Here is a 24,164-nt window from a genome sequence, read left to right on the forward strand (position 1 = left end):
AGACCATGCGCCAGTAATATCATATTTACGCTCGCCGTCACTCCCAAATTTCTCAGTCAATCCGGCTTTGGCTAAGTTCGGGATTACAGGCGAGCGCTCGTATTATATCGTACTTGTATGATGCCGTTTTATGTTTATAATCACTTCTCCATCTGTTCATTTCTCGCTGAACTGAAGTACTCTTGCGATATTCTCGCACGTACGCTCTACGTTTTGCGGCCCTTCGGCCAGCAGCTTACCGAGCTCCGAGGCTCCCGGCACGATGCCAAACACCGCATCTATCCCTTCCTTGTACAACGTGTCGATCCCTTCCCCAATATAACCTGCGACGGCAATGACCTTTTTACCAGACTGTTTTGCCGCCTGAGCTACTCCATACGGGGTTTTACCGAATTTGGTCTGAAAGTCAATACCGCCTTCCCCCGTCAAAACGATATCGGCAGTGGCGAGCTTTTGTTTTAAACCGGTGTATTCAATCACAATTTCAATGCCTTTTTGCAGCGTCGCCTGAGTGAAAATTAATAGGCCCGCACCCAATCCACCTGCTGCGCCTGCGCCTGGAAGATCGCGCACATCCTTGCCCAGCTGCTGCTTCACCACATCGGCGTAATGGGCAAGATTGGCATCCAATTGCTGCACCATCTCCGGGGTTGCCCCTTTTTGTGGCCCGAATACTTGAGATGCCCCATGCTCTCCGCACAGCGGATTTGTCACATCACAGGCTACAATCAGTTGTACCTGCTGCAAGCGGTCATCCAGTGATGAAATATCAACACTGGCCAGCTCGCCCAGACTACCGCCGCCGCGCGGAAGAGTATTGCCTGTTGCATCCAGAAATCTGGCGCCCAGCGCTTCCGCCATTCCTGTACCGCCATCATTCGTCGCGCTTCCGCCAATGCCGATGATAATTTTTCGAATTCCCTGATTCAGACATTCACGGATTAACTCCCCTGTGCCGTAGGTTGTTGTCTTTAACGGGTTTTTGTTATCCTTGTTGACCAGATGGATTCCACTAGCAGATGCCATCTCGATTGCCGCCGTGGTGCCGTCTCCCAGCAAGCCGTATGCAGCAGTTACAGGTTCTCCAAGCGGTCCTGTCACCTCGATATAACGAATCTGCCCGCCTGTCGCATCCACCAGTGACTGCACCGTTCCTTCACCACCGTCCGCCATCGGTACGTGGACATAATTCGCCGCCGGATAGACCTTGCGCAGTCCTTTCTCCATCGCGATACACACTTCTTTAGCCGTCATGCTTTCTTTAAAAGAATCTGGTGCCAGCACAAATGTTTTCTCTCTCATCTTCTCACCCCATCGTGAATATTAAAGTAAAAATCCATACATGATTGTCGCTACAATTGCCATCGTTCCACCCACAATAGCTTCGTAAGGAATCAATCCCATCCGTTGTTTAATGCTCATTTTCATGCTGTCTGCCGTGACGTGAAAATAGTTGCCCTGCGGCAAGGAATCAATGACTGTAGCTCCTGTATGCACCATCACAGCTGCAGCGAGTGGGGCCGTTCCCATGTTCAGAATGGCTTCCCCAAACGAGCCTGTCGCCAAAATAACTCCAGTCGAGGTGGACGCCGTAGCAGCTGCCATCAGAATACCTGCAAGCGGTGCCAAAAATGTACCGGAAACTCCCGAAGCTTCAATCAGGCCAACCACCTGAGCAGACAAGTTGGAGGCAGAGATCAGACCCGCAATCCCTCCTGCACCGATCAAAATCAGCACGGTCGCCGTCATTTTATTCAAACCGGAGGCCGAATACTTCAGGATATTGCGCCCTTGTCCCATGGCCAGCATACCCACAATCCCAGCGATCGGCAAAATGTACATCGCATCCACCTTGAAATTCGAAAGTGCTTCAATACCAGAGATGGAACCAATCGGGTTAATCATCAGCAAAATAACAGCTACCAAAGGGGCTACAATCGCCCGTCCCAACGCCGGGTATTTCGATGTATCGACATCACTGTCCATGATATCCTGGTCGGACACCTTCACACCTTTGGTTTTCAGCATAGATGCCACCAAAACAGTCATGATTAAACCGCATATCGCAGGAACCACACCCGCCAACATCACGTGGCTTAAATCCAGATTAAATCCGCGCGCCGCCGCAATCGTATTAGGATTGGGAGAGATGATGTTCCCCGCTTTTCCGCCTCCAGATAAAGCCAACAAGAGCGCCAGCTTGGAAATCCCCATTTTGTTACCGACCGACAATGCAATAGGTGCCACAATCAACACGGCAACGGGAATAAATACACCTACCGCCGTAATAATCATCGTCGCCAAGGCTAGTGCGAGAATCGCTTTACTGCCGCCGAACTTCTTTACAATAGCCTGCGCAATCGTCTCCGCTGCCCCGGATTCCATCATTACACCTGCCAATACACCTGCGGCAAGCACACGAATGACCGTCCCCATCACACTTTGCGTACCGCTTATTAACACGCTGATCGTCTGTTCCAAATTGGCTCCGCCCAATAAAGCGCCTACAATAGCTCCCAAAAATAAAGCGTAAACCGGATTCAGCTTTCTTAATATCAGAATAATTGCAATAGCCAGCCCTGCCAGAGCTCCTATCCAACTGATCGTCAATCCTTCCATATGTCTAACCCCCCGGGCAATTTTTGATTACGCTTTCATTATATCGATTGCCGCACGTTAAAAATATTGAAGAACAGACGAAATTGATTGTGCATTTGAACAAAAAATCCGAACAGGATCTATGTCTTAATATGCAATTTTCATTTTATGTATAGTGGCGTTACAAAACAAATTTAATGTATACGCTTGCAAATTTAAAATTTCAGATTATAATACCTGTATACAAGTATACTTGATTAATTGAGAAGGTGAAATGATGGTTGAATCAGAATTCCTATATCCCTCCAAATGGCTTTTAAAAGCCTCTGCTGGTGATCGCGTAACATCCGAGCTTAGAATGCGCATTATTTCTGGCGGGATTGAAAGCGGTACCATATTATCTGAAAATAAACTAGCTGCTGATTTCACTGTAAGTCGCTCACCCATTCGTGAAGCGTTAAAAATACTGGCATCCGAAAATATCATTCGATTAGAAAGAATGGGAGCCGTTGTTATTGGCCTATCAGAAAAAGAAATAGAAGAAATTTATGATGTTCGTCTGCTCATAGAATCCTTCGTATTTGAACGTCTTGTAAAGATGGACACTAATGATTTGGCGAAGGAACTTAGTAAAATTCTCGAAATGATGAAAGTCGCCGTCAAATATAGTGATGCTGATGAGTTTTCGTATCAAGATGTCTTGTTCCATGAAACGATTATTCGTGCAGTCAATCATTCACATATTCTGATGATCTGGAATAATTTAAAGCCTGTTATGGAAAGTCTCATTCTTTTGTCGATGCGTATGCGTTTCACTGAAAAGTATGAAGATTTTACACGGATTATAAACAATCACGAACTTTATATTGAGGCAATCAAAGTAAAAGATAGAGGCCTCATGATCAAGTCTTTACATGAAAACTTTGATGATGTTCAAGGTAAAGTAGAAGACCTATGGATGTCACAACAAATGCTATCTAAAGGAGTCGTGCAACAAAATGACTAACTATATGTTAGGTATAGATATCGGAACCACAAGTACGAAAGCCGTTCTATTTAGCGAAAAAGGCGAAGTCATCCAACAAGAGAATATTGGATACCCACTTTATACACCGGATATAGCGACAGCTGAACAAAACCCAGAAGAGATTTTTCAGGCTGTCCTGCAAGCCACTTCGAATATAATGAAACATCACTCACAAAAAAAGCTATCGTTTATTTCATTTAGCAGTGCCATGCATAGTGTCATTGCGATGGATGAAAATGACCGCCCACTGACGTCTTGTATCACTTGGGCAGATAATCGAAGTGAAGCATGGGCACATAAAATAAAAGATGAGCTGAATGGCCATGAAGTCTATAAACGAACAGGAACACCTATTCACCCCATGTCACCCTTAACAAAAATAGCTTGGATTGTGAATGACCTTCCTGAAACCGCTGTCAAGGCTAAAAAGTATATCGGAATTAAAGAATATATTTTTAAAAAGTTCTTTGATCAATATGTAGTGGATTATTCCCTAGCTTCTGCCATGGGTATGATGAATCTAGAAAAATTAGATTGGGATGAAGAGGCATTAAAAATTGCTGGTATAACCCCTTCTCAATTATCTGAGCTTGTGCCAACAACCAGGATATTTACCAACTGTAATTCAGATTTAGCAAAAAAGATGGGGATCGATCCACAAACATCGTTTGTCATTGGAGCTAGCGATGGAGTCCTTTCTAATCTAGGTGTAAATGCGATACGAAAAGGCGAAGTTGCCGTCACAATCGGGACAAGCGGTGCCATTCGAACCATTATAGACAAGCCTCAAACAGACGAAAAGGGAAGAATATTTTGTTATGCCTTAACAGAAAAGCACTGGGTTATTGGGGGGCCGGTGAACAATGGCGGGATGGTCCTTCGCTGGATCCGTGACGAACTTGCCTCATCAGAAGTAGAAACAGCGAAAAGACTAGGAATTGATCCATATGATGTACTAACCAAGATTGCTGAACGTGTAAGACCAGGATCTGACGGATTGTTATTCCATCCATACCTGGCTGGTGAACGTGCGCCATTATGGAACCCAGACGTACGTGGCTCATTCTTCGGTTTAACGATGTCACATAAGAAAGAACATATGATTCGCGCAGCCCTAGAAGGAGTCATTTACAATTTGTACACCGTATTTTTAGCATTAACCGAATGTATGGACGGTCCTGTGACCCGAATTCAAGCTACTGGAGGCTTCGCAAGATCAGATGTTTGGCGGCAAATGATGTCTGACATATTCTCATCTGAAGTCGTCGTTCCAGAAAGCTACGAAAGTTCTTGTCTAGGAGCTTGTATTTTAGGCTTGTATGCCACCGGACAAATCCAGTCCTTTGAAGTCGTTTCTGAAATGATTGGCAGTACCAACAAACATACACCAAAAGAAGAAGCAACCAAGGAATATAGGAAATTGCTGCCGATTTTCATTAACCTATCCAGAGTATTAGAAGATGATTATACACGGATTTCCAATTATCAAAGAAGCTTAATTAAACACTAAAAAGATAAAAACAGGGGGTAATTACAATGCCATTAGTTATCGTAGCGATTGGAATTTTAGCATTATTAGTTTTAATAATGGGTTTTAAATTGAATACCTTTATTTCATTAATCATTGTATCGTTCGGCGTCGCTTTAGCACTTGGAATGCCATTAGAGGAAATTGTCAAAACCATCGAAGCCGGATTAGGCGGAACCCTTGGTCACTTAGCGTTAATCTTTGGACTTGGAGCGATGTTGGGTAAGTTGATCGCTGATTCTGGTGGTGCTCAACGAATTGCCATGACCCTCGTAGACAAATTTGGTGAAAAAAATATCCAATGGGCAGTCGTAGCTGCTTCATTCATTATCGGTGTGGCGTTATTTTTTGAAGTAGGATTAGTATTGTTAATTCCAATCATATTTGCCATTTCAAAAGAATTAAAAGTTTCTATTTTATATCTCGGGATTCCGATGGTTGCAGCTTTATCCGTAACACATGGTTTCTTACCTCCACACCCAGGACCGACAGTTATTGCTGGTGAATATGGTGCGAACCTTGGTGAGGTTTTACTGTACGGTTTCATTATTGCCATTCCAACCGTTATTTTAGCTGGACCTGTGTTTACTAAGCTTGCCAAAAAACTCGTACCTGCATCATTTACGAAAACGGGTAATATTGCCTCTTTAGGTGAACAAAAAGTATTTAAATCCGAGGAAACTCCGGGATTTGGTATCAGTGTATTTACTGCAATGCTTCCTGTTATTTTAATGTCTATTGCTACGGTTATTACTTTGCTTCAAAAAACAATGGGATTTGAAGATAGTAGTTTACTAGCAGCGATCCGTTTTATTGGTGATGCATCAACTTCCATGTTAATTTCCTTACTGGTAGCTGTCTATACCATGGGAATAGCAAGAAAAATTCCAATCAAAAATGTAATGGCATCTTGTACAACGGCTATTACTCATATTGGGATGATGCTCTTAATCATTGGGGGTGGCGGCGCCTTCAAACAAGTACTGATTAATGGCGGCGTAGGTGACTATGTAGCTGAATTATTCAATGGAACTACATTATCACCCATCTTGCTTGCCTGGATTATCGCTGCAATATTACGTATTTCCTTAGGTTCTGCAACTGTCGCAGCTTTAACAACCGCTGGTTTAGTTATCCCGATGTTAGGACAATCTGACGTTAATCTTGCCTTAGTTGTGCTTGCAACGGGAGCGGGTAGTTTAATAGCTTCACATGTTAACGATGCTGGTTTCTGGATGTTTAAAGAATATTTTGGTTTAAGTATGAAAGAAACATTTGCAACATGGACATTGCTTGAGACCATCATTTCTGTAGCCGGATTAGGATTTATTTTAGTACTAAGTTTATTCGTATAAACCATGATTTCCGGGCGGTGGATCCCTCACTTATTTTTTCTTAGAATCTTCTAAGTCTATAAGTGAGGATCTACGGCCTCTTCATTTCAAATAAAAGGAGCAGGTAGAAATGTTCAATACAATTGGTGTCATTGGTTTAGGGGTAATGGGCTGTAATATCGCTTTAAACATGGCTGGTAAGGGTGAGCAAGTCGCTGTCTATAATTATACGAGGGATTTAACGGATGATCTTGTTAAAAAAAGTGAAGGTCACTCCATCCATCCCTACTACGAAATTCAAAATTTTGTGTACTCCTTAAAAACTCCAAGGAAAATCTTTCTTATGGTAACAGCGGGCAAACCGGTCGATTCGGTAATAGGTACATTAGTACCCTTCCTTGAAGCAGGCGATGTGATCATGGACGGTGGTAACTCCCATTACAAAGATACGGAACGTAGATATGATGAATTGAAGTCAAAAGGAATCGGTTATTTAGGAATCGGTATCTCTGGCGGCGAAGTCGGGGCTTTAAATGGACCTTCGATCATGCCTGGTGGAGATAAAAACGTATATGAAAAAGCAGCTCCTATTCTAACAAAAATTGCAGCCCACGTGGACGGAGACCCTTGCTGTGTTTATATGGGTCCAAAAGGGTCCGGTCACTTTGTAAAAATGGTACATAACGGAATCGAGTATGCAGATATGCAGTTAATCGCAGAAACCTATACATTTTTAAGAAAAAGGTTACGTTTATCTGTGAATGAAATTGCTGATATCTTTGAAATATGGAATCAAGGGGAACTGAAAAGTTATTTAATCCAAATCACAGCAGAGATTTTACGGAAAAAGGATGATGTAACAGGCTTACCATTAATCGATGTGATTCTTGATAAAACAGGGCAAAAGGGCACAGGTAAATGGACAAGCATTCAAGCAATTGACAATGGGATCCCATCATCCATTATTACAGAGTCATTGTTTGCCCGTTACATCTCCTCTTTAAAAGAAGAACGAGTTTATGCAGAAAATATTCTAACAGGACCAGGGATTGATCAGCGAAGTTTAGATAAAGATGTGTGGATTGAGTACATTAGACAAGCGTTTTATATGGGTAAAATTTGTGCCTACGCGCAAGGATTTATACAATATAAAATGACTTCTGAACTTTACGGATGGAATTTACCTTTAAAGGATATTGCCCTTATTTTCCGTGGTGGTTGCATCATTCGTGCCGAATTCTTAAACGTAATAAGCGAAACATATCAAGAACAGCCGAATTTGGCTAATCTATTAATTGCCCCGTATTTTGCTGAAAAAGTTAAAGAGTATCAAAAAGGATTACGAAAAGTTGTCTGTGAGGGTATTAATTCTGGCACTTCGTTTCCATGTTTAAGTGCTTCACTTACTTATTATGATAGTTACCGGACAGGCATTTCGAATGCTAACCTTTTGCAAGCACAAAGGGATTATTTTGGTGCCCATACTTATGAACGAAGTGATGCAGCAGGGTCCTTTCACACAAACTGGCAGTGATCGATAGTGGTAGTAAATCTCCAGTGCCCTAATGAAGTGGTTTTTCCCTTCATTAGGGCACTCCTTTGGAATACATTTTCTCTACGATGTTCTTGTGTCTATACTATTTCATCTCATTTTTGAACGATTGAACTCGTTGCTTCTGTTGTTCCTTTTGCCTCACCATGTCCTGCACCAAATAGGTTCAGTACCACCACGCCAATAACAATTAAAGCAATACCTGCGATACTTCCTGTATTAATTTTTTCTTTCCAAATCAATACTGAAATAAGCGTTGTAGCAACGGCTCCTACACCTGACCAGATGGCATAAGTCATATTTAAGGGGAGCGTCTTAAGGGATAAGGAGATAAAGAAGAAAGAGATCACGAACGCCACAATTGTGAATAGAGTCGGATACAGTCTGGTGAAACCTTCTGAAGCTTTAAGCATTGAAGTTCCAACAAGTTCACCAACAATAGAGATTGCCAAGAAAAGATAAGCCATTATTCATTCTCCTTTATATATGTTTTCAATTCTTCCATCATTTTTTGCCTCATTTCTTCATTGGGAGGAGCAAGCCCAAACATTTCAGCAAACCACAAACCGTCTATAGCTAATCGGACTATCGTGGAACGAACGGGGTCCAATTCGTCGTTTTCAATTTTATTTTGGATATTCTCATACTCGTCCTGAAGTAATTTTAGCATGTGAGGGTTCGTAAACTGTGCTGCTGAAAGAGCGGTATACAGGTCACTTTCATTCCGATCGCCAGAAAATGATGTATTCATATACGCGTGAGTCCATCTTCCTTTGGAATGCATATCGTTTTCTGCTCTCTCATTAAATTCGGAGACAAAGCTGGTCGATAGTTGTTCAACCATTCCCAAAATCAATTCATCTTTATTCGGAAAATGGTAAAGCAATCCTCCTTTACTTATTCCCGCTTTCTTAGCCACCGCTTCTAACGTTAATTTCTCTACTCCTTCTTCGTGCACAATCATCGAGGCCGCTTTAAGAATTAATTCTCTTTTTAATGCTTTTTTAGTTGTATTCATATTGATCACCCCTCTTTACTATACCGTCCAGACGGTTTTATTTCAAGTGGGTTAAAGTGATGGATTGGGTATGTAAGCTTAATTGAGTTGGATTAGGTTTTGATACGTTAGGTTTAAGCTAAATAAAAAGAAGCCTTGGGCGTATAACATTTCAGCCAAGACTTCGTCAAATAAACATCTACCCAGCCCAGACATTTGGCAAAAGTTCGCATCTGTTGGGTTTTAAGTGCCACCTATAGTTTAACTCTGCACATATTGTCTCAGCCATTGGAGCGCGGGACGTTCCGTGCCGTTAGAATTCAGCAGATGTGTGTTCGGCTTCCAAGTTTGTCCCTGGATATACCCCCAGAGCGTAACTCCCTTCACCGCAGAATGCTTCCATAATACCGGAAATTTCTCCTTGTATCTGGCAAGCTGGGTGTTGTCGTCACCAGTTATATCCAGTTCCGACACATAGATTGGCAATCCTGTTGCCGCCAGCTTGTTCAGTACAGTGTTCATCGTGTTAACTGAAACAGTGTCCATGCTAAACTGGTGGCATTGAATACCAATTCCGTCAATCAGGCCTCTGCTCTTGAGCTGATTAATAATATTGACATATTGGTCGGTTAACGAGGGATCGTTGATAATTCCATATTCATTAATCATCAGCTTGGCATTGGGAAAAGCTTGTCTTGCCTGTTGGAACGACCATATGACCCAATCCCATCCGGTCGATCCGTCACCGCCTATGGCATTGCGGAAGGATGGCTTCTGATGCAGGGGCTCATTCACCACATCTATAAACTCCGCATTCGGATAGCGTTGACCTGCTGCTTTAATCCACTGGGTTACTTCCGCCTTCTGATCAGCAGCCGACAGTCCGCTAATCCAACCTGGCTCCTGAGCACCCCATACCAATGTATGGAACTTGAACGGGAAGCCATTGTTACGGGCATAATTGTAGGCGGTATCCGCCTGCGACCAGTTCATGTTGTTACGGCTGCCTTCAACTGACCCCCATTTGGTCGAATTCTCTGGCGTCACCTGGTTCCAGTATGTTCCGAAACTTGCAGGGACACTTCCAGCAATGATGTTCCCGAGGAATTTACCACCGTTCGCCATACTGGCACTAGCCGGGTTTATCAGAACTGATGATAACAACACACCCGCCAACGCCAAGCTGCTTACCAACTTGCCCACTTTAAATTTCGACATACAATCTCCTCCTCATACATATAGTTTTTAATATTCCTACCTCTAAATAAATCGCTTACATTTCCAATTATAAGAATGAAAGGTTATTGTCCGCTACATGTAAAAGTAAAGATTTTACCCGAAAAACTTTACATCATTGCGGGGCGACTGAACACCTCGTGCTCCTTTAACACATCGTTTCGATTAGAATCTAGTCTCGTATCAAACGACAAAAAGATTACTGCAAAAAGTGATATACTCCCCTTACAGTAGCAAGTTTTATTATTTAACCTGTCTACTTTTTTGGAAGCATATCACTTTGGAGACTGCCTATTGAATAGTTTAAGGATTAAGGGCTCTTGCAATTGCGTCTACATAACTTTGGCTAGCACGTTGGCTTACTTCTGCTTGCGGAACCATCCCCTCAAAGTTGTGGAATGTGCCGGGATACAGATGGAATTCGACGTCCACCCCCGCTTGGGCAAGGCGTGCTACATATTCGATCGTCTCATCTCGGAACAGATCGAGCTGGCCTATGCACGTATAGGTCGGCGGTAGCCCAGCCAAGCATTCCGCTCTCGACGGCACAGCGTATAGGGACACCTCGGTGTCTTCAGTACGATCCCCCAAGTACATGTTCCAGGCCGCCAAGTTGTTCTTCCGGTTCCATGGTGCGTTATCGGCCGTAATTTCATGACTTGACGCCGTAATACTGCGGTCATCGATCATCGGATACAGCGGCATTTGGAAAATGAGGGCTGGCCCGCCTTTGTCACGGGCCATTAAAGCAAGTGCTGCAGTCAGACCGCCGCCCCCACTTGCTCCGGCAATTGCGACCCGGTCTAAGTCGATGCCCAGTAGCTCAGCTTCGTCGGTCATCCACGTCAAAGCGGCATAACAGTCATCGATGGCAGCTGGGTAGGGATGCTCGGGAGCAAGTCGGTAATCGACCGATACGACGACGCATTTAGCAGCCTGCACGAAGCGTTCGCACAAAGCATCGTCCATATCAGGATGCCCCATCACATAGCCTCCCCCGTGAATCCACAGCATGGCCGGAAGCTTAACGTCAGTTCGCTGGGCAGGTTCGTAGATTTTGACTAATATCTCGCCTGCTACGCTCGGAATCATCCGGCTTGTTGTGCGTACGTGCTTCGACTGCTCAATGGGAGGACTCGACAAATAGCTTCTGCTCAGTGCTAAATTTTCTTCCAGTTGAAAACCGGGAAATTGTTCTAATATCGGCCTTAATTCTGGTAATAACCGACTTTCAAAATCCATTCAAATCACTCCTATAATTGAATTATGATCTTTTTTCCGTTTCAGCTTCCCACTTGGTTATTTCCTTCCGAACTCGGGGTGCTACCTCTGTTCCTAGCAGCTCAATGGCTCTCATCACCTCGGCATGCGGCATCGTGCTTAACGGAACATACAGCATAAAGCGTGTAACACCTACATGTTTGCGAAGGTGAATGATCTTCTGGGCAACAGTCTCAGGATCGCCAACATACAGCGCACCTTCAAAGCTGCGCGCGGCATCGTAGCTAGAACGATCATAATGCGCCCAGCCCCGCTCCCTGCCTAATCTATTCATACCTGCCATCGTAGAAGGGAAATATGTATCTGCAGCTCGTTCATTATTCTCTCCGACAAATCCTATCGAGTGCGATCCAACCTTAAGCTGCGATTCGTCATGACCAGCGTGCGCTGCTGCTTTCTTATAAAGCTGCACGAGCGGTGCAAAATTCACTGGATTTCCACCAATGATCGCCAGCATCAAGGGCAGTCCTAACAGACCTGCACGGATAGCAGAATCCTGCCTGCCCCCGCTGCCAACCCATATCGGTAAAGGATTCTGAACCGGCCGTGGATACACCCCCAAATTGCTAATCGCTGGCCGATGCCCACCCTTCCAAGTTACTTTTTCGGACTCCCGTATTTTAAGGAGCAATTCCAAATGTTGTTCAAACAACTCATCATAGTCGTCCAAGTCATAGCCAAACAGAGGGAAAGATTCAATAAAGGAACCTCGGCCCGCCATAATCTCCGCACGTCCATTCGAAATACCATCCAGCGTAGCAAAATCCTGAAAAACGCGAACGGGATCAGCTGAAGAAAGCACTGTCACTGCACTGGTCAGCCGAATCCGTTTCGTCTGCGCTGCAGCCGCTGACAGCACAACTGCTGGTGAAGATGCCGAATAATCCTGCCGATGATGCTCACCTACCCCAAACACATCAAGTCCCACTTGATCAGCAAGGATAATTTCCTCGACAACTTCGCGCAATCGCTGTGCGTGACTTATCACTTCACCTGTCTGAACGTCAGGCTTTGTTTCTACAAACGAAGTAATACCTATCTCCATGGTCCATCTCTCCTATTCTAATAGCTTTCTTTCTATGACAATCAAATACCGATAAAATATCATACTGATCGGTAAAATATTTTTCCCAGTAAATATAACTCATCAAAAAGAATACTGTCAATAAATATAGTAAAACCCACTTTGGTTTATCTTAATATTGATCTCCCCTTGTCGGGACAAACCAACCTTCATTTGACAATCTAAACGGCTAATTATAAGATAATAACATACTATTTGGTACGCAAATAAAGGCCGCTGACAATTATAATCAGAGTCATTGAATTAAGAATAAAATTATGAGTAATGAGAGGTATTGATTATGGGACGAATCCGCGAATTTGACGAAGATAAAGTATTAGATGCAGCCATGCAAATATTTTGGGAGAAGGGATATGAAGCTACCTCACTGAGTGATTTAACTTCCAGAATGGAAATTCAACGACCCAGTATATATTCCACTTTTGGAGGAAAAAAAGAATTGTTCGAAGCTGCGCTGCGCAAATACATGATGTCCCGTGCTTCTCTGATCCGAGCCAAGCTTCAAAGCAAACCATCTGTAAAAGAAGCATTTCGAACTTTTTTTGAAGGTGTGGTCGATGAGGAATATACAGAAGACCCTAGAAAAGGATGCTTTTGCATCAATACAATGGTTGAACTTGCGCCCCATGATGAGAAATTTGAAATTCTTACAAGGGAACATCAAATGTACCTATCAGTTATATTTCAGGAAACCATTGAACGAGGTATACAATCAGGTGAACTTGAAATCGGGCTCGATGCGAAGGCTGTATCTCAGGCGCTAGTCGTATCGTTAATTGGACTGACCGTAATGATAAAGTCTCGTCCAGAACGATCATTTATTGATAACACGATAGAGGTGACACTTACACTTCTTAAGTAATTCGGAGTAATTCATTTTTAACGAATGGGTGTATCTCGACGCACATGTCCCTCAGCGCAACAAAGGCTGCCGGATACATTTTCTCGGCAGCCCTTGTTGCGCTCATATTACATACTTCTTCGCATTTGCATGAGTTCAAACGATTCCTTCACTGATCTTAGTATTGCATATATATACTTAATGATGTATATTAATTCAAAACTAATGAAAAGGGAGTACATCTAATGTCATTTTTAATAAGAAACGCTAAGCCTGATGATTTAAGCAGTTTGACCGAGTTAATGTATGAATACATCGTTGGTTTTTATCAAAACCCTAGGCCACCTATCGAAAAAATTCATAATTTGATTCAAACCCTTTTTGAGCAGCAAAACGGTATACAATTTGTGGCGGAACAAAATGGAGAATTAATCGGCTTTGCTACATTATTCTTTACCTTTAGCACGATGAAAGCAGACAAAATCATAGTTATGAACGACCTATTTGTAATGGAACCCTTTAGAGATACAGAAGTAGAATCACAGCTTTTTTTAGAATGTCAAAAGTACTCACAAAATCATGGATATGCTCATATGACCTGGATAACTTCTACTGAGAATAAACGCGCTCAAATTTTCTTTAAAAAGATGGATGCTGTCCAAGGGAGAGACTGGGTTCACTTTTCATCGTAACAATACTTTTGATACGGTTCTCCGCGCTAACGACAGTTTAAAGGGCACCCAATCGGGTGCCCTTTGTGCGTAACACATGTTTTCACATATGCTGATATAAAACATGCGTAACAATTGTGGATAAGGATGGAGGTTTTATTAATGCCCGCGATGTTTTTCTTTCGCTTTTTTCTCCTTTAATTCCCTTATCCGTGCCTTCATGGATTCTCTTTGCTGTTTAGAGTAAGCATGTTTCTCCAGCTTGCGCTTCTCATACTCTAACTTTAGGGCCTCTTGTGCATAGGAGGAGACCCCCTTCTGTCTTAATTCATACGCTGCCTGCCTTGCTAGCCGCTTCGGATTGACCTTCTTCGTTTCAGACCACTTTATAGCCACCTCTTGTGAGAGCCGACCAACAAGTTCCCACATTTCCTCACGGATAAAATGGAGAATTTCCTCGTCCTTAGGCTCTGTACCAAAGATATGCCTAGCTGCCTTCAATTTCCCTTGGTCCTGCTCTTCCACGACTCCAACCCAATACTGTCCATCATGATAAACTGTAAGCTTCATTTTAATCCCCCTCATTTTAAATCGAAACGATGGACATCCCGAGGGGGGAAGGTTACTGACATGGTACTCTTGGAATCTGAGAGTCATTCATGCGTCTGGACTACCAACCAGACTGTGTTTTTTCGTCCCAGAAAAAGTATAGTTGCCTTACTGGAAAACAGCAAGACAAAAAGATTAATTCTGTATGAAATTGTAAACCGCTGATATGTATTAGAGTGAACCTGGATATAGAGTATACTATATGAGTATAAGTTCGATACACGATGACATTATATATGTAATGGTATTCAAATACAGCGCAGAAGAGGTTGAAAATGAGTCAGAAGCATTTTACAGATTACGCATTAAGTGAAGAAATTGTAAGAGCGCTGAATAGCTTGGGCTATGAGACGCCAACAGAGATTCAGACGGAAGTCATTCCAGTTGCGCTTGAGAAGAAGGATCTTGTCGCCAAATCACAAACAGGTAGCGGCAAAACAGCAGCATATGGTATTCCACTTTGTGAGCTAGTAGATTGGAATGAGAATAAGCCCCAAGCTTTAATCCTGACGCCAACCCGTGAACTCGCATTACAGGTCACCGAAGACATCACGAATATTGGACGCTTTAAGCGGATAAAAGCAACGCCCCTTTATGGAAAACATCCTTTTCATATCCAAAAGGCCGAGTTAAAACAAAGAACACATATGGCTGTAGGTACGCCAGGACGTGTACTGGACCATATTGAACGAGGCACGCTATCGTTAGATCGAATGGCCTACCTCGTGATTGATGAAGCTGACGAGATGCTGAATATGGGCTTTATCGAGCAAGTTCAGTCAATCATTCAGGCCCTGCCTAGTGACCGGGTTACCATGTTATTCTCCGCTACTTTTCCTGAGGATGTAGCCAGACTGTCACACAAGTATATGAAGGATCCTGTTGAAATTGAAATAAAAGCAACCGGTATAACGACCGCTACAATTGATCACTCTCTTATTCAGGTAAAGGAGTCAGACAAGCTGGCACTACTGCAAGATTTGCTCATTGTTGAGAATCCTGACAGCTGCATTATTTTCTGTCGTACGCAGGAGAATGTAGATACATTATTCAGAGCATTGGCTGATCTTGAATATCCATGTGATCGCATTCATGGTGGCATGGAGCAAGACGAGCGATTTGAGGTAATGAATGCATTTAGAAGGGGTCAATTCCGTTACTTGATCGCGACAGATGTTGCCGCCAGAGGGATTGATATCACGAATATCACCCATGTCATTAACTACGATATTCCCCTTGAGAAGGAAAGCTATGTTCACCGCACAGGACGTACGGGACGTGCTGGCAAAACGGGTAAAGCCATTTCCCTCATCACTCCTAAGGATGGCCGAAGATTAGCTGATATTGAAGCATATATTGGATTCGCGATTCCGCAGGTAAAAGCCCCCTCAGAAGAGGCTGTTGATCTGCGTAGAGAAGATTTTGAGCAGAAACTGCATGTAAAAACCGCACTCAAAAAAGATAAGCGCGAGCAACTAAACCAACAGATTATGAAGCTGAACTTTAACGGCGGTAAGAAGAAAAAACTTAGAGCTGTCGACTTCGTGGGGACCATCGCTAAGCTTGACGGGGTCACCGCAGATGATATCGGGATCATTACGATTCTGGATTATGCGACAGATGTTGAGATTCTGAATGGTAAAGGTCCCCTGGTGCTTGAGATTATGAAGAATACAACCGTAAAGGGTAAGCTGTTAAAGGTACGCAAAGGGAATAAGTAGAAGATACGCTGTACTAAAGAGGGTGAGGCAATCCCGCCCAGCATAGCCGATGGTTTTCGTTAGCTATACGGGCGGGATTGCCGAGTTTATCTCTTGATCGTTTAATTCATCTTTCCATTTTGAATTTGCAAGAAAGCCGTATGCTCTCTTGGATAAAACCATATCGTCATCTTCACCTTATCAATAACTTAATTTTATTTTATCTCTCATTCCTTCCACTTCACCTAATTCATAGGCTGTTTTAAAAAAGCACTTCTGAATCGTTTCAGAGATTACTTACTATTGCGACGTCTAAAGTTAATGTCTAAATAGAACAATTGAAATCTCGGGTAGCAATACAGCAAATATGTATAACAATATAATGAATGGTAATGACGAAATGAAAATTTCAGCGCCCTGGTCTGTTTTCACACGTTCAACTAGCAGCCACCACATAGGTACGGATATAATCCACAAAGACATTAGAGATGATTACATAAAAAGTATTTTTCCATAACAGGATATAAAAGTGCAACCACCATCTGGACTCCCCTATTATCATAAAACTTCATTTCCCATCCCCTTTTTTCTTTACAATCTATTTCTTAATTTTTTGATAGGTATATTTATTATTCTATTTATTTCCACAGTAAAAATCCAAGCTCTATGAAATCAACAACGTTGGTGATAATTGTTCTGCTTTATCGTATTCTCTTAGAGGGTTGATTTAATTTAAAAATTTTAGAAAAGATGTCCCTTTGGTTCATCTTCATTTGTTATACAGATATAGTTTTCTTTTTAATCAGAGGGGGTGCCTAAATCTTTGAATGAGGAAATCGAATATAGAATTAAACGGGTCCAAGCTGGCGAGATCCAGGATTACGCCTACATTGTAAAGGAGTATCAGCGTCAGATTTTTGTGTACTGCTGGCGGATATTAGGAAGTGAGCAGGAAGCGGAAGAGGCTGTACAGGATATTTTCGTTAGTGCTTTCGAGAAAATCAGTATGTACAAGCCCACAGTGGGCTTCTCCTCCTGGCTGTATAAAATGGCTTATCATCACTGCCTGAACCTGATTCGCAGGAAAAGTCTACAGCGCAAATTTAAAATTACCCTGTTCAACTCAACTAACATGACTTCAGACAGCGCTGCGCAGGTTATGGAACGTCAGCTTTTCAGTGAACCGCTAAGCCGGGCATTGGGCCAACTGAATGCAGAAGAACGAAACCTGCTGGTGCTACGCATTTTTGAAGAAAAATCGTTTGGAGAAATCGGAGAAATTATGAACAAAAGCGAGGAAGCTATCAAGAAAAAATACGGCAGAACAAAAACAAAGCTCAAAAAAATGATGGAGCCCATAAAGGAGGACCCAAAATGCGTGAATTACAAGACAGAACTCAGGAACAAGGTCTGAAATACACCGATCTGAAAGACAAAGGCTTTAAAAATATGGACATGTTGACGGAGCCAGAGAACGTCTTAAAAATCCAAGTCTTTGACGTCTCGGACAAAGTGATGGAACAGGTCTACCAAAAGTCGAAACCCAAAAAGGGGTTCATTGTAAAAATGCGTCTTCGGCCGCGCATCACCGCTCCTATCATGATCTTGCTTTTTGTATTGGGCGCCTCTGTGACTGGATACGCCGCTTCGCAATATCTGGAATTCCGTAACAGTAAAGGCGATGTCGTATTAAATACCGCCAAAACACCTGCCGAAACTGACGCTTCCCAAACATATACCTCCACCTATACACAGTGGAACGAGAAGGTGATAGACCGTTTACAGCCCGGAGAGTATGCCGCCTATTACGTCAAGGACGATTCTATGATTCAAAGAAACTCGTCTAATCCCGTCCTGTTTGCCTACAAACCGACTGAACTTTCTAGCTTCAGCAGTCTGCAGGATGAAATCAAGCGGACAGAAGCTCCGTTATTCCACAATCCCACTCATCTGCCGAACAACTACCGATTTGATTTCGGATACGTCTATCCAGTCGCTGCATATCCTGGGATGATGAACAAAGAGGAATATAGAGCTTTAACGGATAAACTGACGCAACAGGCCAAAGCTGCACCGGAAGGTGAAAATCTGTTTATTCAAAAGCTGAGCTGGGACAAGTCAGACTTCACCTTTGCCCGGTATGCGAGAGGAAATGACTATGTAAACATCACCGTCACCAAATACGCTCCTGAGGTCACAAAGACGACCGTGATGCAAAATGAACAGGATTCGGCTGAGGAACTGATGATCAAAGGAACCAAGGCCTATTACATCAGAGCAAGCGAAACAAGCACGCCCTTGGAGGTAGGAAAAAACCGACTGGGTTGGCTTGATGAAAAAAGGCGTTTACACTACAACATATCTGATAACCAGGACAGCCCGCTGAGCAAAGAAGACCTGGTAAAAATAGCCGAGGATTTGCTTAACGGTTCACCGCAATAGCTATAAAGGAAAAGCTTTGAAGAGAGACCATCCTTTTTTAAGGGTGGTCTCTTTTTGGAGAATAGTCCTTATACCTTTTCCTCACAAACTATTACGGCATGTTCCACAATCTTTTTACCTCAACTAATTCCTGATCATTGAATTCCATTCTGTATACGTCTGGTTTGGATGTGTGTAGTAAAAAATTCAAATCGTACTGCTTGTCATAATACCCCATCATTAAAGTCATCACAGCTCCATGAGTGCCTAATGCGACTTTCCGTCCTCGGTAGATTTTTAACAATTCCTTTAAGACCGTTATACTTCGGTTCTGACAAACGGCATTAGACTCTCCTCCCGTTAAAGCAAAGTTGGGATCAGAAAATGACTTATCTAACAAAGGGAATAATTCATCATCGGACATTCGGTTGTCTTCACTAGAAAAAATTCTTTCTTTAAGATCCTCGAATATTAAAACTTCTTGTCCTGAGCATTGAGCTAATTCTTGAATGGTCAGGATTGCCCGTTGATATGGACTTGAAACGAAAACCTCGATCCCCTCTCCTCTTAATAATTCAGTTATTTGAAAAGCATCTGACTTGCCTTTATCAGTCAAACCTCTTGTTCTTTCATTTCCTTCCGTCTTCGGTGATTCGCCATGTCTCACCATGTAAATGAAAGTTTTCATAGTATCCTCCATGAAGAGCTGATGAATTTTTATTACATGATATTCGTGACTAACTACCAAGTCACCTTTTGCTAGGATAGTTTTCTCTTGTTTCTTATTGCATAAATTTTTCTTGAAGGTGACGTTACGTCATTTGCTATACTGACTGAGAACGACATGCTAGAGCAATCAATTGGATGTGAGCAATGGATGGACAAAGAAAACTGTCTGACGACAGGACAGCTTGCCAAACGTACAGGGATAACGGTCAGGACATTGCGATATTACGATCAAATTGGACTTCTGAGTCCAGGAGGTCACCGCACTGGATCCATAAGACTGTACAACATGAAAGATATGGAAAGATTACAGCGAATTCAGATGTTGAAGTATCTAGGGTTATCGCTTCAAACAATAATGAACATTTTAGATGCAGAATCGCCATCCAACGGAGAGATCAGACATTCGTTGCAAGCACAACTCGATGTTTTACAAAAGAAAATTGCCCATACGGAGCACGTAGTGCATGCAATACGTGATGCTATGGAAATGTCGGCCTATGGCTCCGATTGGAACCATTTGGCGGATGTTATCCAAACCGTGCAGAGTGAGCAAAATTGGGGGGAGCAATATCGGACGGCGAACCGTCTGCAAACGCGGATACATCTTTACGACAAGTACAGTACGAATCCCCAAGGCTGGCATCGTTGGATCTTTGAACAACTGGAGGTGCAACCGGGAGCCCATATTCTCGAGTTGGGCTGCGGCGACGGCACCTTTTGGATAAGAAACGCCGAGCGAATTCCAAGCAGCTGGCGTATCACGCTTACCGATATGTCAAGCGGAATGGTGGAAGAAGCACGTTGCCGCTTGGGAAGCAACAATTCGCAGTTTAAGTTTTTATCTGTTGACGCGCAACAGATCCCCTTCCATGAAGAGCAATTCGATATGGTTATCGCTAACAACATGCTGTACCACGTACCCGACATCCCTAGAGCAATCCGCGAGATGCACCGTATCTTAAAGCAAGGAGGTATAGTATGCGCCTCTACAATGAGCACTCAACACCTACAAGAGGTCGAACACTTGGCGGTTTCGTTCGATCCTGAGCTTCATGTGTTGGATCATGCTATTAAACGGTTCCACCTGGATAACGGAGGGGACTTGCTGTCTTCTTGCTTTTCCGATCTTCGGTTGCTTCGATACGAGGACTGTCTGTTGGTCGACGAGGCGGAACCCCTGATCGAATATATAATTTCGACTCCGATGAACGCAAGAGAGCGACTTGTCGGAGCGGCTATTGACAAGTTTCGAGACCACGTCAATCGGCTTTTGCAGCAGAACGGAACTCTCGAAATGACTAAAGAGAACGGAATCTTTCTAGGGAGGAAATGAGATGAAGACACAACAATATCACCCAAGAGTACGGATTGTAAAAGAGGAGCTTCTATCGGATAACTGGTACATCTTAAATAAGATCACATTCGAGTTTGAAAAAAATAATGGACAATGGGAGACACAATCCCGTGAAGTGTACGATCGTGGCAACGGCGTGACGATCCTGCTCTATAATCAGCACAAACAAACCGTTGTACTGACCAGACAGTTCCGAATGCCTACTTATTGGAACGGTAATGAAACTGGAATGCTTATCGAAACCTGTGCAGGATTACTCGATAAAGAAACACCGGAAGAAGGTATTCTTCGGGAGACGGAGGAGGAGACGGGATACCGTATCGACCGTGTGCACAAAGTTGGCGAGGCCTATATGTCACCGGGCTCCGTTACCGAAATCCTGCACTTCTATGTAGCCGAGTATAGTGAAGATATGACAACGGGTGGCGGTGGTGGCCTTGAGGAGGAACAGGAAAACATTGAAGTGATAGAACTTCCGTTTGTTCGAGCGCTAGACATGGTCGAAAGCGGCGAGATTCGTGACGCCAAGACGATAATGCTGCTCCAATACGCTCAGATCCAGGGCCTCTTGAAAGTGAAATCGAAACCGCTTCATATCCTTATCGCAGGCCCTTATCGATCTGGAACGAATGATGATCATGTATTAATCGAGAAGAACGTCAACTACATGAATGAAATTGCTCTTCAAGTTTACGAGGCTGGTCACATGCCGGTGCTGGGAGAGTGGTATGCTTTGCCCCTTATCGCGACAGCCGGTTCCACTGCTCTGGGAGATGAGACCTTTAACAAAATCTTTCACCCGTCTTCCATTCGCCTGCTTGATTACTGTAACGCCGTGCTTCGGGTTGGAGGACCCTCTCAGGGTGCCGATGAAATGGTAAGGGTGGCGAAAGAGAAAGGATTGTTGATTTACGAGCGGCTCGACGAACTTCCGTTGGTGTGATATATCCTCTTTGACCAGACCAAAGACAACTTGCTCTGGGCCTCCTCCACAGATCACCCGAAGAATCTCTCAATCAACTGAGACACTAAGGGAATTGCGCAAATGTTTAACATCACTCATCGGTGGACGCCCAAACATGCGTCCATATTCCCGGCTGAACTGCGAAGGGCTCTCATAGCCAACGCGAAAGCCTGCATTGGCGGCTTCCAATCCCTCCGAGAGCAGCAAGCGGCGTGCAGTCTGCAGTCGAATGGCCTTCTGATACTGCAGAGGACTTATAGCCGTTACCTTTTTAAAATGCTTGTGTAAGGAAGAAGGGCTCATGTTTACTTCCTTCGCCAATTCCTCAATCACAAGAGGCTTAGAGTAATCGCGGGTTATCAGATGGATCGCTTGGGAGATGCTATGTGCATAGCTACCAACTACGGCAAATTGCCTGATTAAAGCCCCCTGCTCACCTTGTAATACACGATAAAGGATCTCGTGCGTGATAAGCGGCGCAAGAAATTGAATATCCGCAGGCGTATCCGAAAGTCTGACAAGCCGAAGCAGCGCATCAAGCAGCAGAGGGTCAAATTGGCTCACTAGTATGCCGCGTCCAGTCTTTACGGTACATCGAGGAGGACTCTTCTTGATAATGTCCACAATGACGTCTGGGCTAATGGATAATTGAAGACTTAGATAAGGAAGCTCCGACGAGGCCTGAGTTATTTTACCAATTACAGGAAGTTGAACTGATGTGACCATGTAGGTTGTTGGATCGTACACATAGTTTTCTCCAGCCAGCATTGCTGTCTTTGAGCCTTGTGCAACCACGTACAGGGAGGGCATATGGACCGTATGATTCAGCTCGGACACATGGCTTGCACGTCTGAAATAAAGTCCTGGCACAGACGAGACAAACGTCCCATCCGAAGACGCATGTTGATGAATTAGATGAATCAGTTCTTGTAGATTCGTAGAAATATCAGAGGGGGGAGGAGACGAAATCATTCATGCTTCACCTTCCTTTCCGTTGAACGCTAATATTGATGTGCTAATTATATGCGCGCCGAATAGGATTAGGCAAGAATTGGACTTGATCGGTCTACCTGTCTCAATCGAATTCTACTTAAAATTTACTTGCAAGGCCAACAGAGGGCCTAAGGCAAATAGATCAAAGGAAGAAGGATTAGGCTATGCATTTGGAAGGAAGAATAGAGAACAAAGTCGTCGTGATTACAGGTGCAAGCAGCGGAATTGGAGAAGCAACAGCACTGTTGCTTGCCGAGCGTGGAGCAAAAGTCGTGCTTGGAGCGCGCGGAGCGGAGCGCCTTGAAGCGCTGGCGACACGCATTTCCAATAGAGGTGGCGAAGCTGTTTATGCACGCACTGACGTGAGACGGCGCGAGGATCTGTGCAACCTCGTTAATTTGGCTTGCGAACGGTACGGGAAGCTGGATGTTCTCGTCAGCAACGCTGGCGTTATGCCCATTTCCCCTCTCGAAGATCTGTGTGTCGAGGACTGGGAGGACATGATTGATGTCAACATTAAAGGCGTTTTGTACGGTATAGCCGCAGCGTTGCCTATCTTTCGCAAGCAGGGTTCCGGACATTTCGTGAACATCGCTTCTGTAGCAGGACATAAGACTGTGCCGAACCAGTCGGTCTACTCTGGTACGAAGTTCGCCGTGCGCGCCATCTCAGAGGGATTGCGCCAGGAGGCTGGCGACAAGCTGCGCGTGACCATCATTTCGCCTGGTATTGTGCAGACGAATTTCACGGAGGGTATGACCAATCCAGCATTGAGAGATCAACTCGCTGCCATTCGGGATAAACTAGCCATGACACCTGACGCGGTAGCCCGTGCAATTGGATTCGCAATTGAACAACCGGCCGATATTGATGTGAACGAAATCGTAATCCGTCCAACCGCACAAATGTAATATAAATAGATAGGGGCACCTCCTCTTGTGAGTGCGCCCCTATCTATTTATGCACAAAGCTTTACCACGGAAGCTGATCATCCATGTAATAGAATCCGCCCGTTGGACCATCCTCCGGCGGGTCGCTAGTCGGACCGCCGTTTTCACTCCATCCTCCACTGACAGCTCTGCCTTTTCCCCGCCCATCTGCGTTTTGACCAAGCCGGGGTAGCAATCCGCTGCACCCGTTCATTGGACAACTGGAACTGAATAGAGTCTATAGGGCGCTACATAATTACTGTGATCACTGTGCAGACACAGAAAATGTTGAAGGATTGCAAAATTTTGTATTGTT

At 43.8% G+C, this 24,164-nt stretch carries 23 protein-coding genes; 12 read left to right on the top strand and 11 right to left on the bottom strand.

The features are described from left to right. Positions 1 to 156: 156 nt before the first annotated feature. Together MHI21_RS25225 and MHI21_RS25230 are read right to left on the bottom strand one after the other, a co-directional pair. The gene (locus MHI21_RS25225; RefSeq protein ID WP_272639521.1) at positions 157 to 1,302 is read right to left on the bottom strand and encodes a glycerate kinase; all 1,146 of its coding nucleotides are present in this window, start codon (positions 1,300 to 1,302) and stop codon (positions 157 to 159) included. 21 nt (positions 1,303 to 1,323) lie between these two features. Further along, positions 1,324 to 2,619: an SLC13 family permease gene (locus MHI21_RS25230; RefSeq protein ID WP_028540931.1), complete on the bottom strand. Its 1,296-nt coding sequence runs from the start codon at positions 2,617 to 2,619 to the stop codon at positions 1,324 to 1,326. A 253-nt stretch (positions 2,620 to 2,872) separates the two neighbouring features. Here MHI21_RS25230 and MHI21_RS25235 point away from each other — a divergent pair, with 253 nt between their 5' ends. The 4 genes from MHI21_RS25235 to gnd all read left to right on the top strand — a co-directional run bounded on the left by MHI21_RS25235 (position 2,873) and on the right by gnd (position 8,021). Then, on the top strand, positions 2,873 to 3,604 hold the full coding sequence (locus MHI21_RS25235; protein ID WP_342419131.1) for a GntR family transcriptional regulator: 732 nt from the start codon (positions 2,873 to 2,875) through the stop codon (positions 3,602 to 3,604). Further along, the gene (gene gntK, locus MHI21_RS25240; protein ID WP_342419132.1) at positions 3,597 to 5,135 is read left to right on the top strand and encodes a gluconokinase; all 1,539 of its coding nucleotides are present in this window, start codon (positions 3,597 to 3,599) and stop codon (positions 5,133 to 5,135) included. Before MHI21_RS25235 ends, gntK begins: the two co-directional genes overlap by 8 nt. A gap of 26 nt (positions 5,136 to 5,161) precedes the next feature. Further along, on the top strand, positions 5,162 to 6,508 hold the full coding sequence (locus tag MHI21_RS25245) for a GntP family permease (protein WP_023991059.1): 1,347 nt from the start codon (positions 5,162 to 5,164) through the stop codon (positions 6,506 to 6,508). Between the two features lie 109 nt (positions 6,509 to 6,617). Further along, positions 6,618 to 8,021 (top strand): decarboxylating NADP(+)-dependent phosphogluconate dehydrogenase, encoded by a 1,404-nt coding sequence (gene gnd, locus MHI21_RS25250; RefSeq protein WP_342419133.1) that lies wholly within the window; start codon positions 6,618 to 6,620, stop codon positions 8,019 to 8,021. Between the two features lie 113 nt (positions 8,022 to 8,134). On the opposite strand, the gene MHI21_RS25255 is transcribed toward gnd, so the two are convergent. From MHI21_RS25255 to MHI21_RS25275, 5 genes are all read right to left on the bottom strand, one after another. Next, complete coding sequence (locus tag MHI21_RS25255; RefSeq protein WP_069290722.1) at positions 8,135 to 8,506, bottom strand: multidrug efflux SMR transporter; 372 nt, start codon at positions 8,504 to 8,506, stop codon at positions 8,135 to 8,137. Continuing rightward, positions 8,506 to 9,057 carry a TetR/AcrR family transcriptional regulator gene (locus tag MHI21_RS25260; RefSeq protein WP_342419134.1) on the bottom strand — a complete coding sequence of 184 codons (552 nt, stop codon included), beginning with the start codon at positions 9,055 to 9,057 and terminating at the stop codon, positions 8,506 to 8,508. The genes MHI21_RS25255 and MHI21_RS25260 overlap by 1 nt, the downstream gene beginning before the upstream one ends. A 240-nt stretch (positions 9,058 to 9,297) precedes the next feature. Then, positions 9,298 to 10,254, bottom strand: a complete 957-nt coding sequence (locus MHI21_RS25265; RefSeq protein WP_160788349.1) for an endo-1,4-beta-xylanase — start codon at positions 10,252 to 10,254, stop codon at positions 9,298 to 9,300. A 321-nt stretch (positions 10,255 to 10,575) separates the two neighbouring features. Beyond that, entirely contained in the window at positions 10,576 to 11,514 is a 939-nt protein-coding gene (locus tag MHI21_RS25270) for an alpha/beta hydrolase (RefSeq protein WP_342419135.1), read from the bottom strand. 22 nt (positions 11,515 to 11,536) lie between these two features. After that, a complete protein-coding gene (locus MHI21_RS25275) occupies positions 11,537 to 12,598 on the bottom strand; it encodes an LLM class flavin-dependent oxidoreductase (protein ID WP_342419136.1) in 1,062 nt (353 codons plus the stop codon). 319 nt (positions 12,599 to 12,917) lie between these two features. Here MHI21_RS25275 and MHI21_RS25280 point away from each other — a divergent pair, with 319 nt between their 5' ends. Further along, positions 12,918 to 13,499: a TetR/AcrR family transcriptional regulator gene (locus MHI21_RS25280; RefSeq protein WP_254326332.1), complete on the top strand. Its 582-nt coding sequence runs from the start codon at positions 12,918 to 12,920 to the stop codon at positions 13,497 to 13,499. Positions 13,500 to 13,723: 224 nt separating this feature from the next. Next, a complete protein-coding gene (locus MHI21_RS25285) occupies positions 13,724 to 14,170 on the top strand; it encodes a GNAT family N-acetyltransferase (RefSeq protein ID WP_069012318.1) in 447 nt (148 codons plus the stop codon). A 138-nt stretch (positions 14,171 to 14,308) separates the two neighbouring features. Here MHI21_RS25285 and MHI21_RS25290 read toward each other — a convergent pair whose 3' ends face one another. Then, on the bottom strand, positions 14,309 to 14,719 hold the full coding sequence (locus tag MHI21_RS25290) for a YjdF family protein (protein WP_069012319.1): 411 nt from the start codon (positions 14,717 to 14,719) through the stop codon (positions 14,309 to 14,311). A 314-nt stretch (positions 14,720 to 15,033) separates the two neighbouring features. Here MHI21_RS25290 and MHI21_RS25295 point away from each other — a divergent pair, with 314 nt between their 5' ends. The 3 genes from MHI21_RS25295 (at position 15,034) to MHI21_RS25305 (ending at position 18,900) form a co-directional block, all read left to right on the top strand. Then, the gene (locus MHI21_RS25295; protein ID WP_342419137.1) at positions 15,034 to 16,479 is read left to right on the top strand and encodes a DEAD/DEAH box helicase; all 1,446 of its coding nucleotides are present in this window, start codon (positions 15,034 to 15,036) and stop codon (positions 16,477 to 16,479) included. A gap of 802 nt (positions 16,480 to 17,281) precedes the next feature. Continuing rightward, positions 17,282 to 17,872: a sigma-70 family RNA polymerase sigma factor gene (locus tag MHI21_RS25300; protein ID WP_250267031.1), complete on the top strand. Its 591-nt coding sequence runs from the start codon at positions 17,282 to 17,284 to the stop codon at positions 17,870 to 17,872. Continuing rightward, the gene (locus MHI21_RS25305) at positions 17,833 to 18,900 is read left to right on the top strand and encodes a DUF4367 domain-containing protein (RefSeq protein ID WP_342419138.1); all 1,068 of its coding nucleotides are present in this window, start codon (positions 17,833 to 17,835) and stop codon (positions 18,898 to 18,900) included. The genes MHI21_RS25300 and MHI21_RS25305 overlap by 40 nt, the downstream gene beginning before the upstream one ends. 91 nt (positions 18,901 to 18,991) lie before the next feature. Here MHI21_RS25305 and MHI21_RS25310 read toward each other — a convergent pair whose 3' ends face one another. Further along, a complete protein-coding gene (locus tag MHI21_RS25310) occupies positions 18,992 to 19,567 on the bottom strand; it encodes a histidine phosphatase family protein (protein WP_342419139.1) in 576 nt (191 codons plus the stop codon). A gap of 189 nt (positions 19,568 to 19,756) precedes the next feature. Here MHI21_RS25310 and MHI21_RS25315 point away from each other — a divergent pair, with 189 nt between their 5' ends. Together MHI21_RS25315 and nudK are read left to right on the top strand one after the other, a co-directional pair. Further along, entirely contained in the window at positions 19,757 to 20,941 is a 1,185-nt protein-coding gene (locus MHI21_RS25315) for a methyltransferase domain-containing protein (protein ID WP_342419140.1), read from the top strand. A gap of 1 nt (position 20,942) precedes the next feature. Further along, complete coding sequence (gene nudK / locus MHI21_RS25320) at positions 20,943 to 21,905, top strand: GDP-mannose pyrophosphatase NudK (protein WP_342419141.1); 963 nt, start codon at positions 20,943 to 20,945, stop codon at positions 21,903 to 21,905. A gap of 69 nt (positions 21,906 to 21,974) precedes the next feature. Here the strand turns inward: nudK and MHI21_RS25325 are convergent, their stop codons facing one another. Next, positions 21,975 to 22,898, bottom strand: a complete 924-nt coding sequence (locus MHI21_RS25325) for an AraC family transcriptional regulator (protein ID WP_342419142.1) — start codon at positions 22,896 to 22,898, stop codon at positions 21,975 to 21,977. 185 nt (positions 22,899 to 23,083) lie between these two features. Between MHI21_RS25325 and MHI21_RS25330 the strand changes: the two genes are divergently transcribed. Beyond that, positions 23,084 to 23,830 (top strand): SDR family oxidoreductase, encoded by a 747-nt coding sequence (locus MHI21_RS25330; protein ID WP_235306783.1) that lies wholly within the window; start codon positions 23,084 to 23,086, stop codon positions 23,828 to 23,830. Positions 23,831 to 23,891: 61 nt separating this feature from the next. Here the strand turns inward: MHI21_RS25330 and MHI21_RS25335 are convergent, their stop codons facing one another. After that, positions 23,892 to 24,044, bottom strand: a complete 153-nt coding sequence (locus MHI21_RS25335) for a hypothetical protein (RefSeq protein ID WP_342419143.1) — start codon at positions 24,042 to 24,044, stop codon at positions 23,892 to 23,894. Positions 24,045 to 24,164 lie beyond the last annotated feature (120 nt).

Origin of the sequence: Paenibacillus sp. FSL H8-0168, assembly GCF_038592955.1 — a bacterium.
GTDB classification, from domain to species: Bacteria; Bacillota; Bacilli; order Paenibacillales; family Paenibacillaceae; genus Paenibacillus; species Paenibacillus polymyxa_B.